The sequence below is a fragment of the Fodinibius salinus genome, from assembly GCF_008124865.1.
In the GTDB taxonomy this organism is placed as follows: Bacteria; Bacteroidota; Rhodothermia; order Balneolales; family Balneolaceae; genus Fodinibius; species Fodinibius salinus.
This window is the reverse complement of record NZ_VNHY01000001.1, coordinates 180,914-192,057: the sequence shown is the minus strand read 5'-3', so window position 1 is coordinate 192,057 and position 11,144 is coordinate 180,914. Positions and strand designations below refer to the sequence as shown.

10 protein-coding genes are annotated in these 11,144 nt (G+C 40.5%); 6 read left to right on the top strand and 4 right to left on the bottom strand.

Features of this window, described 5'->3' with window-relative positions; genetic code table 11:
- Positions 1–11 precede the first annotated feature (11 nt).
- Both LX73_RS00940 and LX73_RS00935 read left to right on the top strand, forming a co-directional pair.
- Positions 12–668, top strand: coding sequence for a hypothetical protein (locus LX73_RS00940; RefSeq protein ID WP_148897590.1), 657 nt, complete (start codon positions 12–14; stop codon positions 666–668).
- A 185-nt stretch (positions 669–853) separates the two neighbouring features.
- Positions 854–1,045 carry a histone H1 gene (locus LX73_RS00935; protein ID WP_148897589.1) on the top strand — a complete coding sequence of 64 codons (192 nt, stop codon included), beginning with the start codon at positions 854–856 and terminating at the stop codon, positions 1,043–1,045.
- Positions 1,046–1,204: 159 nt separating this feature from the next.
- On the opposite strand, the gene LX73_RS00930 is transcribed toward LX73_RS00935, so the two are convergent.
- The 3 genes from LX73_RS00930 to LX73_RS00920 form a co-directional block, all read right to left on the bottom strand.
- Positions 1,205–1,519, bottom strand: coding sequence for a hypothetical protein (locus LX73_RS00930; protein ID WP_148897588.1), 315 nt, complete (start codon positions 1,517–1,519; stop codon positions 1,205–1,207).
- A 121-nt stretch (positions 1,520–1,640) separates the two neighbouring features.
- A complete protein-coding gene (locus tag LX73_RS00925) occupies positions 1,641–2,342 on the bottom strand; it encodes a potassium channel family protein (RefSeq protein ID WP_148897587.1) in 702 nt (233 codons plus the stop codon).
- A gap of 24 nt (positions 2,343–2,366) precedes the next feature.
- On the bottom strand, positions 2,367–4,220 hold the full coding sequence (locus tag LX73_RS00920; protein ID WP_148897586.1) for a TrkH family potassium uptake protein: 1,854 nt from the start codon (positions 4,218–4,220) through the stop codon (positions 2,367–2,369).
- Positions 4,221–4,730: 510 nt separating this feature from the next.
- On the opposite strand from LX73_RS00920, the gene LX73_RS00915 reads away from it, so the two are divergent.
- From LX73_RS00915 to LX73_RS00900, 4 genes are all read left to right on the top strand, one after another.
- Positions 4,731–5,489, top strand: coding sequence for a CPBP family intramembrane glutamic endopeptidase (locus LX73_RS00915; protein WP_148897585.1), 759 nt, complete (start codon positions 4,731–4,733; stop codon positions 5,487–5,489).
- A 513-nt stretch (positions 5,490–6,002) separates the two neighbouring features.
- Positions 6,003–6,980, top strand: a complete 978-nt coding sequence (locus LX73_RS00910; protein ID WP_170245544.1) for an ABC transporter substrate-binding protein — start codon at positions 6,003–6,005, stop codon at positions 6,978–6,980.
- Between the two features lie 114 nt (positions 6,981–7,094).
- A complete protein-coding gene (locus tag LX73_RS00905) occupies positions 7,095–8,099 on the top strand; it encodes an ABC transporter substrate-binding protein (RefSeq protein WP_170245543.1) in 1,005 nt (334 codons plus the stop codon).
- The gene (locus tag LX73_RS00900) at positions 8,096–9,856 is read left to right on the top strand and encodes a sensor histidine kinase (protein ID WP_148897582.1); all 1,761 of its coding nucleotides are present in this window, start codon (positions 8,096–8,098) and stop codon (positions 9,854–9,856) included. Before LX73_RS00905 ends, LX73_RS00900 begins: the two co-directional genes overlap by 4 nt.
- A 665-nt stretch (positions 9,857–10,521) precedes the next feature.
- Here LX73_RS00900 and LX73_RS00895 read toward each other — a convergent pair.
- The gene (locus tag LX73_RS00895; RefSeq protein ID WP_148897581.1) at positions 10,522–11,094 is read right to left on the bottom strand and encodes a hypothetical protein; all 573 of its coding nucleotides are present in this window, start codon (positions 11,092–11,094) and stop codon (positions 10,522–10,524) included.
- Between the last annotated feature and the right edge of the window lie 50 nt (positions 11,095–11,144).

Sequence of the window (11,144 nt, the reverse complement as noted above, 5' to 3'; positions counted from 1 at the left end):
TTACCCAAAACATGAACTATATAGCAGCTATTGATTACGAACACCTTGATAATGGTGTTTTTCTTACCTCACTTGCACAGTCCTTATCTCAGCAGCAAGACGAACAAGAGGTGCGCTCTATTCTCATCCACAGCGACAGCGAATACACCGAACGGGTCATACAAACCGGGGTTATGCGTGAACAAGCCCGTATCCGAAGCGTTAAAGATTTAAACAAACGACTTGTGGCACTGCTTGCCGATGAGGGGGTATCAACGGTAGGCATTAATCCCAACAAGCGTAATGTTATTACCCACAGCGATGGGGAGCTCAACCTTGACCAGTCGTTTTTGGATACCCTGCCCAAACGGTCAGTACTGCTACTCTCTACCCTTATACAGGATTTAGACACCGGTGAACCAACCATCCTGGAACTGCCACGACTGATGAATTTTATATCTGATGAACTTAGTGTAGATGAACGATTTATTTTCACAAAGTCGGATGAGTCCGAGGTGTTTACCAAGTCCAAAGAAATGCAACATCTGCAATGGCAAAACATGGATGAGACTTTTCGCGACCGGCAAATCCCAAATGAGTTTACCGAATATAACAGATCTGTACGTTTGAGCAGTGCGCGTGATTTTTCCCAACTGCCCAAACTGGACCACAGCACACTTATTGAATAAGGGTTATGATGACAGTTTTAGTTACCGGAAAGCAATTTAAATCATAAAAAGCCCATTTATTTTACTAAAAAGGCATTTTTTACTTGACACGGCAGTTCCATATACCTAGATTCGAGTATTCGATGTAAACACAAAATACATCGGAAGAGTTTTAATTATTAACAAAAAATCAAACGGAGTTTACAATGAGCCGATATGACGAAGTAACTGAATTAGTAGATCAGCTGGAACCAGATATCAATAAATTTTACAATAAAGGCAACAAAGCTGCCGGAACTCGTGCGCGAAAAACTCTTCAGGCAATGAAGAAAAAAGCACAAGAAATCCGAATGGAAATTCAAGAGTGGAAAAATACGGGAAAAGTTGACGAAATTTAATTTCTCTTAATCCACGATTATCTATTTTTAAAAGGTCGCTTTTTAAAAAGCGACCTTTTCTATTTTCTACAATAACCCGGTATAGCGTAAATCAATATTTTAAAAAGGCGACTCGGAACTATCCAAGTCGCCCGTCAACAAGTAACTTGTATTACTTTACTATCCTTCTGATTCTAGAAAATCGACAATTGCCTGCCATATAGCCTTCAGCTTCGTATCCCCCTCAGCAGCATAGGTATCCTCATCAGTTATTACTTTACATGACTTTTCTTCAATAACGACGGTATGCCCCATCTCTTCTTCAATCTTGAGTACTACCGGCATCAGCCACTTCCAGGATTGGTGAAATTTCATATCCTCGGGCTGCAAAAACGCCAGCGGAATATCTTTCACATCATCCTGCTCAATTTTAATGGTACTGCCCATAATGTTTTCAATCAGCCTGCTTCCCTTATTGATTTCTTCTTGTGTCATAAAAATTAAATTATTTGCTAATTTTTGCTTCGTAAAAACACATCACTAAATTTGACCAAAATAACATTGAGTTAAAAATCTGTTTTAAGCTACAGAAACTCCGTTATCACTATTCGCTCTCTTAATTTGTTTCGAGTAATTTATCAACATCTTCTTTACGCCCTACCAGTAAAAATCGGTCACCCTCTTTCACCTTTGTTGATCCGCGAAGAATGCCTATCGGTTCATACTGCTCATCAGGACCGACTTCACTTTCCAACGATTGCAGGCGCTTAATCGTAATTAGGTTCAGCTCATAGCGTTTCCTTATTTCAAGCTCTTCCAGGGTATAGCCCACCATTGAATCCGGGACTTCAACTTCAAACATAGCCAGTCCTTCCCCGATATCAAATACGTCAGACATACCCCGGCGCACCAGCGACACCCCCATGCGTTCAGCCACCTGCCGTTCGGGGTGGATGACATCCGTAATACCAATCTGTTTCAAAATTTGCTCCTGAATCAAGGTTCCTGCCCGGCCATAGACCTCTTCCACCCCAGAGTTGAGCAGGTGCATAGCGATGAGAGCCACCGGTTCAAACCGTTCCCCAATAGCGATAATCGCCACATCTACATTGGTAATACCGTGGCTTTCCAGCAGTTCAGGCTCAGTAGCATCAAAACAAATAGCATCAGAGACATATTCTTTCACCTGGTTGATATGATCCATGTCATTATCAATAGCGATGACATACGCTCCCTCCTCGGAAAGCTTTTTAGCAAGAGCACTGCCAAAAGCCCCGATACCGATAATTGCAAAATGCAGGTCACTTCGTCTTTCCATAGTAGAAATCGTTATTCATTTGAATTATGATACCATAATATCTTCTTCGGGATACTTATACTTATTGGTATCCACTTTACTTGCAAAAGCAGCCATAAAGGTGAGGATTCCCACCCTGCCTAAAAACATAGAGACTACAATAATAAATTTTCCCCACGATGTTAGGTCCCCAGTAATACCCCGAGACAACCCCACCGTGGCAAAGGCCGAGACTTCTTCAAAGAACAGATCCATAAATGCATGATCTTCTACCAATGATAATAAAATTGTACTAATGCTAATACAAGAGGCAGCTAATAAAATAACGGTCATTGCCCGAAAGATAACATGATTGGGTACCGTTCTTTTAAACAGTTCCATCTTATTATATCCGCGTACAGTCATCACAATAGACCGCATGACCACCGCAAAAGTTGTCGTTTTTATCCCTCCGGCAGTAGAGGCCGGCGATCCCCCAATAAACATGAGAGTGAGCATTATCAAAGTAGCAGAGATGCCTATAGCTCCGGTGTCAATGGTGTTAAAGCCCGCAGTACGCGTAGTTATGCTCTGAAAAAGAGAAGCCATAATCTTATTTCCCCAGCTATAGCTTGCCAATGTTCCGTCCCATTCCATGGCTAAAATAAAAACAGTTCCAGCTGCAATAAGTACAGCTGTAGAAACGAGCACCGTTCGTGTATGGATTGAAAGACGCCTTCTCCACCGCGAGTGATCTGTTTGGGTTCTGATCATCTCCCAAATAACGGTAAAGCCCAGACCTCCCAATACAATGAGTATCATAGTAGTCATATTGATACCCAGGTTGGTGGCATTCGCCGGGTCAGCCAGGCTGTTGGTAAACAGCGAAAACCCTGCATTACAAAAAGCCGATATCGCATGAAATATGGAGAATAGGATTCGTTGTCCATGGCTCGGAAAAGAAACCTCCCAGCTCAGATAATATCCCACGGCCCCTATCGCCTCAACAACAAATGTAAATCCAACCACTCGTTTTAACGTAGCGGTTACCAAACTGGAATTACTTTCTCCAACAACATCTTTTAGGGTATTCATCTGCCCCACCCCCAAGCCTCCGCTGATGAAAAGAAACAGGAAGGTTGCAAAAGTAACAATCCCAATACCGCCCAGCTGAATTAAAGTGAGAATCACCATCTCACCAAACAGGGTAAAGTGGGTGGCCGTATCAACAACTATAAGTCCTGTCACACAAACGGCACTGGTTGACGTAAACAAAGCATCGATAAACAGCAGCCCCTGTCCATTCTGTGTTGCACCGGGCAGCATAAGCAGAAAGGTGCCACCGGCGATCAGCGACAAGAAGCTATAAACTAAAAACCGGCCGGTATTCTCTTGTTGCCCTAACAGCTCGGGCAGATACTGCAGAAACTTTACAGCTACCACAAACAGCAGGTAACCTTTTAGAAACTTCAGGAACATCACTTCGGGGTTGGGAGCACTCCCAAATAGATAGTCAATAATACCAATGGAGAACATCCCAATATCGATGAGCAAAAATATTGAAAAAATCGACATTACTCCCTCAAACCAACGTTTTTTGAGGTATGTTTTTCGATCGCTGGTCAAAATTAAACGGACAAAAAAGTTGGCAACAAAGCCAAACAGAATCCATTCCTCGATCTGACGATTCAGAAACAACAAATCGGGAGTAAGTTCAAAGCCAATGGGGATAAGGATGCTTACGACCACAAGCAAGCTAAGCAATACAGTAAATGCCCGGAGATACGGGTGCGCTACCTTGTCAATTTCATAAATATCATCTTGCAGGTAGTGAAAGTTTAGACTCACATCCTTTTTAAAACTTTGCCACCACCGAAGCAGCCTAATCCACTTTTGTTTCCAATCGTTAGAAAATTTCATGACCCGAAGTTATGAACTAATTAGCTGACTCCAAACATCAGTTTTTTATTGCAATCTCTCAACATCGAAATATCCCCCCCTTATTCATTGGTATTTATTTCTTTAACGTGTTTGAATGGATAGTGTCATCGCGACGCTGCGATCCCCACAACGCCGTAACGACCACATCCTCATTAGGGTATGGCCACGCCTCCTTCACCATGACAGTTTCGGAAATAGAAGAATAATTACAATTAATTTTTATCCAAATGAATAAAGACCTCCTTCAAAAAAACATCAAGAACTACCAAGAAGAAACTGTCAATCCCGACCGGTTTCAAGAGGATTGGTCTGAGCGCCAAGAGCATATTACTAAATACTAAGGATATAATGAGCTAAGTGATTTCGATAGATAGTTTACAAGCTATCAACGCTAATATTTATCATTTCTAGCAACAACAAATAAGTAACAATTATACTCATCTTTCGTAAAGTAGGATCACTATAAATTGAAATTCAATTCGTGCATCCATGGAGATATTAAATACAATTATTAGCCTATCCGGGCTTATAGCCTTGCTGTCAATTTTATACCTAAGGTATCAAAATAAGATTAAGCTTGGTTTCTCATTTGATAAATGGGCTCCCGGGGAGCTGATATTGGGAATATCCATCGCATTTGTTTCTGTAACTTTGGCCTTCCTTGCTCTTAAGATTGGTGGTTTTATAGAAATTAAATCCATTGCTCTCGATACTCCAAAGTTCTTTAAAGGTCTTGGTACATATGCAATAGGTGCAGCTGCTGAAGAGATCATTTTTAGAGTTGGGCTGCTTCTATTACTTATCTATTTATTAAAAAATATCTGGGTGGCTATCTTATTGCAGATCATACTATTTGGTGTGCTTCACATTACTAATCCAAGCGCTACCCTGTTAACAGCTTTTAGCAATGCCATTGGAGGTCTGATGTATTCAATTGCATTAATTTATACCGGTCGAATATGGATGCCCTTTTCGCTTCACGTATTTTGGAATTTTGCACAATCATTCTGGGGTTTTAATGTCAGTGGATTAACATGGTATTCAGATATTTTTGTACACCTTAATCCGGTGGGTACAAAATATTTAAGCGGTGGTGAGTATGGACTAGAAGGAAGTATTATTGGAATTATAGCCCGATTATTAGTACTTGTATTAATTGTCGTTACTTCTAAGCTGATACAAAATTACTATCCCCAAATAATTAAAAATCAGTATAGTATCCTGCCACAATCGCTCCGTCCAACTTAAACAACGCGTTAAAATATCAGCAGTATTGAAAACAAGCATACAAATCAATTAGATTTGGTGCCCGATGGGTTTTAGGTAAGGACTTATTAAATGCATTACCCTCTCCCCTGCTGATCTTACCCCTCCTATCTCACCGTGAAATGGTCTCAAAAAAAATGGATTCGGGCGATATCAGTAATCTCTCCTTCAACCAAAAGGCGGATCTCATCTTCATACTTTCCAGCTCTTTACCTTTGACTCTGCAGCCAGTGCTTCTTCTTTGGTTGCAAAAGGGATATAGCGTTTCAGCAGTGATAGCAGAAAGGATGTCTTTATTTAAATGCGTTTTTAATTTATCGTACTATTTCGAAATATTGTTACAGAACGCCTTTGCAAATGGTTCGTTCAACCTAAGGTTAAACACTAAGAGTTGCTGGATTTATAAAAACTATTTAAGGGTACAGCAAAAACCTTATGAATATATTCTTATCAAATAAGAATTACCTCAAATTTACGATAAAGCTGATATTGGCTTTGGCTTTATTCACAGGCTGTAGTAGCAAAGATGAGGATTCAGCCGATCTTACTACCGTTCGAGTGGGTATTACGAAATCATTTTTAGGAGAAGCCGCAACCTTTGTGGCACAGCAACAGGGATACTTTAAGGACGAAGGACTTGATGTTCAGCTTGAGCAAAATTCTTCGGGGGCGGTATCCATACGCGAGTTATTCGATGAAAAAATTGATATTGCACATGTAGCGGAAACTCCTATCATGTACGCACTTCTCGATAGTTCGTATTATACGAGAAAAGAAATTCCTTCCTTCCAGATATTTGCCGATATGATCTATGCGGACGAAATACAGCATATTATCGGACGTCGAGACCAAGGTATTTCCAATCCCCGGGATATCAGCGGAAAAACGGTGGCTATATCTCAAGGTACGCAACTGGACTATTTTCTGGATTCGTTTCTGCTGGAGCATCAAATTGCAAAAGAAGAACTCACTCTTGTCGATATAGACCCCCAAAAGCAGGTTAACGCCATAGCAAACGGAGAGGTTGATGTAGCCGTAAACTGGGAACCGTACGCCACCTATATCAAACAGGAACTGGGGAATAAAGCCATTTCTCTTGATACGAAACTTACGTATTCTACTTTATGGCTGGCTACTGCGCGTGACCGTTATGCAGAGGAAAATCCCGAAGTTTTGGTCCAATACTTGCAGGCACTTCGACAGGCACAGAAATATATCAGCAAATATCCGAATAAAACCCAGCAACTGTTAGCTCAGCGAACGGGGGTCTCGATAGCAGCCATTCAGGAATCTTGGGATAATATCGACTACGAACTGTCCCTTAACGAGCGCCTGATTACCCTGCTGGATGATCAGGCACGATGGATGGAACGGAATAATATCACAGATTCCTCTGATATCAATTTTAGAGCTCTGGTCAATTTCGAGCCAATGCAGACTGTTCATCCCGAAGGCATAACAGTAATACAATGATTATAACATGGCGTTAAAAACGCTAAAGTTTATTTAATGTATGAAACAACTTTTAGTATACAAGCAAACCTTATGGATGTATTTTTAATAAAGAACAATCATACTGCTTTTTTTATGAAGCTAACATCAATATTAGCTTTGGTTTTGCTTGTAGGTTGCAATAGCAACGATGATGATTCTTCCGATCTTACAACAGTTCGAGTTGGTGTTACCACTTTCTGGGGCGAAGCTGCTTATTATATCGCACAATCTGAAGGTTTTTTCGAAGAAGAGGGACTGGAAATCATTGACCATCCTCATTCAGCCGGAAGGGAATCATTGAAAGAGTTATACCAGGGAAAGCTCGATATAGCACATGTTGCTGAAATTCCAGTGGTTCGTGCGCTTTCCGGGGCATTGCCCTATTCGAAGTACGACGAATTCAACCTCAAAATATTTACGGGCATGATCTACACGAGCAATAGTCAAAAAGTTATTGCTCGTCGTGATCATGGGATAGAAAATCCTCAGGACTTAAGAAACAAAAAAGTTGGTTTGTATTATGAAACAACGTCGGAGTACTTTTTCGATACGTTCTTATTGGAACATGGCATACCGGAGAAGCAAGTTGAGAAGGTGAATATCGATATATCAGAACATTATAAAGCACTAAAAAACGGCCAGGTGGATGCAGTAGTCAGCTGGGAACCTCATGCCTCTCAAATTTTAAAAAAGTTAAAGAATAACACTTTCAAACTTAATTCCGTCCTGGGCCATTCAACATTGTGGCTGGGCGTATCGTCTGAAACATATATCCAACAACACCCTGAAACAATCGTAAAATATCTTCGAGCTCTTAAAAAAGCGCAAGATTATATCAAACACCATCCAGAAGAAACAAAGACCTTGGTGTCGCAGAAAACGAAGACCTCATTGGAAACTATTGAGAATCTTTGGCCCTCCATTGAGTATGAACTTTCGATAGGTCAAAGAATGCTTTCTCTACTCAATGAACAACAGCGTTGGTTCATGCAGGAACAACGTGTTGCCGACACTACGAAACAATCTAACGTTCACAATGCTATCTATTTTGATGCACTCCAGAAAGCTCATCCCGAAGGCATAACAGTAATACAATGACTATAAAATCTCGTCTAAATATTGTTGCGCTTTTGTCCGTAGCTACTGTTGTGGTGCTATTCGGATTTTTATTATACACGACCTGGCAAATTAGTGATGAACTCAACCAAATAGATCGGGTAAATCAATTCGCGAAGAGAGCTTCAGAGCTCAATATTATTACCGAACAATTTCTGGCGTACGAAGAACAACGATATTATGAGAAGTGGAATACATTATACGAGGATCTACAGGAAAAAAAGAGTAAGATAGAAAAATTTCCAACGCGCAGAGTTGTTACTAATGCGCTTCCTTCAATAAAACAGTCATTTGCCCTAATTCAAGAAGTTTATAACAATCCATCGGTGTATCAGGACCAACCGGAAAAACGGGAACGCCTATTGGAACGTGCAACCGCACGTATCCGCTCGGATATCCAGTTGCTGCTGGCAGAATCCCAAAAACTTGAACAAAGCCGCCTGCAAGAAGTTCGCACCTTACAAGTATATCAGCGCCTTCAGTTTTTACTCATCTTGATTCCCGGTATTGGATTTGTTGTTTATATGATCTTTCGGATACGAAAACAACTTCTTGCTTCACTTGGAAAACTTCTCGAGGGAACAAAGTCTATAGCAAATGGTAACCTTGATGATAAAATAACCGTTGGGGGTTTTGAGGAGCATAATGAGTTAGCCCAAGCCTTTAATGAAATGACAGAAAAGTTACAGGAACATATTAAAGAAGAACAAAAAATAAGGAAAAAAGCTGAACAGAATCTCAAGCTGTGGGAGACACTGGTCGACCAAGATCCGAGCATGGTACTCATCCACATAGAGGGAGAAGTTCAGTTCATTAATGAAGGTGGCGCCAAAATGATGGGTGTTGATTCAGCTGACAATCTCATTGGTGAATCAGTTTTCGATTATATCGACCAGGCCCAAAAAAGTCAGGCCATTGACCGCATTAGAAGAATCGAAGAAGAAAAGGAACAAATTGCACCAGAAGTTTATGTCATAAAGCGGCTTGACGGAGAGAACCGTTACGTTCAATTTGAATCTGTGCCTATCGTATATAATGGAAAAAATGCTACCCAAACGGTGGGTGTGGATATTACAGAGCACATTAATTATGAAGAACAATTACAAGAGACGCTGGAGGAAAAGTCAGTACTGCTGCAGGAAATCCATCACCGGGTTAAAAATAATCTGGCGATTATTTCCGGCATGATGCAGCTGCAGGCCATGGAAAGTGAAAGTAAAAGTTTGTCAAACAAACTTCAGGAAAGTCAACTTCGGATACAGTCAATGGCCTCCGTCCATGAGTTATTGTATGATTCGGAGAGCTTTACAGAACTTAATTTTACCAATCAGATAGAAAAGCTGGTAGCCACCATAAATGATACCTTACGAATTGATACGGAAGTCGACATCAACTATGAGTTGGAGGATGCAATACTCAATGTAAATCAAGCTATTCCCACTGCATTAATTGTTAACGAGCTGGTTACCAATGCTTTTAAACACGCCTTTGAGCAAAGAGACAAAGGTACCATCAATATCATCCTAAAAACCAACCAACAGGAATTAAGCCTAACTATTGCCGATAATGGTGTTGGATTGCCGGACGATTTTGATATTCATCAGCCCTCAACATTAGGTATGCGTATTATACAAACGCTGTGCGGACAATTGGATGCAACTATTGAATATCAGCGAGAAAATGGAAGTAAGTTCATTATACAGTTTGAGATGGCTGAGGTTAAAGGAATAGGGAGCTAAAATCTGAATTGATTTCTATAATTCGAAAGGATATGAACTCCCAGCGCACCAAAAAGAAAATGCTGGGATTAACTAAACAAGATCGTTAGCCAGATGGGGATCCTGATGATCGGGAAGATCACATCAAAACATTAGTGCAAAAGAGTTACCTCTAATACGAATCGAGATAAGACGGGTACTATTGAAGTGGAATCTATGGCTAACAAGAAGCTAAAACCTGATTATCCGAACGCATTTGTAAAACCTACGTCCCTACAACCATCGGAATAACAGCGGATTGCTCTGGCGGAGCAATCTTAAAAAAGAAAAAGGACTAATCGGCTTTTGGCCAATTAGTCCTTCTAATTTTTAAAGCTCCGTGACAGTTAACGACCTGCGAACTATTTTTTCCGTAAAATGGCCTATCAGAGTCGTTAACAAGGGTCGAAGGGGAATTAGGTACGAAGTTAACACCTCAAAATTACTAAATATCCAGCCATTTTTGAATAATGCGAACCATAGGTTAACAGAGAAAAATGTTAAGTCAAAGCCCAAAAAGAGGAAGAAAAAGAAACGGAAAAGCCGAGCTGAACAACGTAAAATATATGAGGAATTATTGGACTCCGGAAAAGTCAAGAACCAATCTGAAATTGCCCGAAAATTTGGAGTTAGTCGTGCGTGGGTTTCTAAGGTTTTGTCGTAGAATGGTCAAGAATGGATTGTGCTACAAAATCCCACGCTGCTTCTTCTGGTAATGTAGATAGCCGATAATCAAGAAGTTTGCTAAGGTAATAATTGACAAGCTGTTCTTGTTCATCCAGAGAACCCAACATTGGTTTTTGCTTTTCAGATGCCATTCTTGTTCTATCGGCAATTTCGTTCAAGTCACCGTTGTCTGAGTCCTTCATCCGAATAAACTCGACATCTTTTTTCAGGATATTTCTGAATCGTTTTTGGACTTCAGGAACTAACATTATTTCTAGTTCGTCATTTAGCTCTGCATAGCATCTAATTAGTTGCATTCCTTGTTCAGGGTTATACTCCCCTTCTCCCATTGTTCTTATATGGTCTCCAAACTTGCTTAAAGCCTCAACTAGCTTTTGATCAGATATGCCCAACAAGACCCCATGAAGTGCGGCAAAATATTTCGGACTTCCAACTTTATGCTCTTCAACCTCGCCATAAGTTGCCTTATGGAATGATTGTTTAGCCTGTCTAAGGCGGTTTAAAATGTTATTCTCATCGTTCTCTTCAGACATTTACTTCAAGTATTTAGAATCTTGTATTCATTTCTTGCAATATAAGCCCT